2 pseudogenes are annotated in these 1,035 nt (G+C 70.1%); one reads left to right on the forward strand and one right to left on the reverse strand.

The features are described from left to right. A pseudogene (locus A5681_RS19850) lies at positions 1 to 388 on the forward strand (hypothetical protein); the annotation flags it as partial. Positions 389 to 392: 4 nt separating this feature from the next. Here the strand turns inward: A5681_RS19850 and A5681_RS19855 are convergent. Continuing rightward, a pseudogene (locus tag A5681_RS19855) lies at positions 393 to 1,035 on the reverse strand (hypothetical protein); the annotation flags it as partial.

The following is a 1,035-nucleotide window of genomic DNA, read 5'->3' on the forward strand; positions in this document are numbered from 1 at the left end:
GTCCGACGGCGGGGAGAACAAGCCGTCCAATCCCAGCGACCCGCACGACGGGGCCTACACGGCGGCGCGGCTGGCCCGGGACGAGGGCGTGCCCATCTCGACGATCTCGTTCGGCACCAAGACCGGCGAGATCGAGATGGACGGGCAGCGCGTCGCCGTCCCGGTCTCGACGGACCAGATGAAGACCATCGCCAAGCTTTCCGGCGGGCAGTCCTACACCGCCAGCAACATCGCCGAGCTCAACAAGAGCTACAACGCGATCGAGAAGGACATCGGCTATCGCACCGTGGCGGGGCCGGGCAGCGCCGGGTGGCTGCGCCTGGGCGTGATCACCGCCCTGATCGCGACGGCGTTGGCGCTGCTGATCAACCGGCGGCTGCCGGTCTGATCGCTCAGGACGGCAGCCGGCGGTTCAGGAACAGGCCGGCCAGGATCGCGCTCGCCAAGGCGACCGCCCCCAGCAGCATCCAGGCCAGGCTGGCATCGCCCTTGACGGTTTCGTAGCCGATCTGGCGCTGCAGGGTCGAGTAGACGTTCTTCAGCGACTCCAGGCTGTCGGCGTGGAACGCCTGGCCGTCGGTGATCTCGCAGATCTTCTGCAGCGTCTGGTCGTCGACGGGAACCGGGATGGTGGCGCCCTCGTACTCGACGGTCCCGTACGGCGTGCCGAAGGAGATGGTCGAGATCTGCACGCCCGCGGCCTTCGCGGCCCGGGCGGCGGTGAACGCCCCCTGCGGGGCGTTGGCGTCCAGCGGCACGTTCTCGGCGCCGTGTAGGCCCCGTCGTGCGGGTCGCTGGGATTGGACGGCTTGTTCTCCCCGCCGTCGGACAGCAGCACGATGCGGGCCGGGGGCGGGGTGTCGCCGCCGGTGATGGCCAGGGCGCTCACCGCGTGCAGGGCGGTGAAGATGGCCTCTCCGGTGGCCGTGCTGTCGGCGAAGTCGAGCTTCTTGAGCGCGTCGATCGTCGCCTGGTGCTGCGGCGTGGGCGACACCAGCAGGTACGGCGTGCCGGCGAAGCCGACCAGGCCCAGGT

It is taken from the genome of Mycobacterium scrofulaceum (genome assembly GCF_001667885.1).
GTDB lineage: Bacteria > Actinomycetota > Actinomycetes > Mycobacteriales > Mycobacteriaceae > Mycobacterium > Mycobacterium scrofulaceum_C.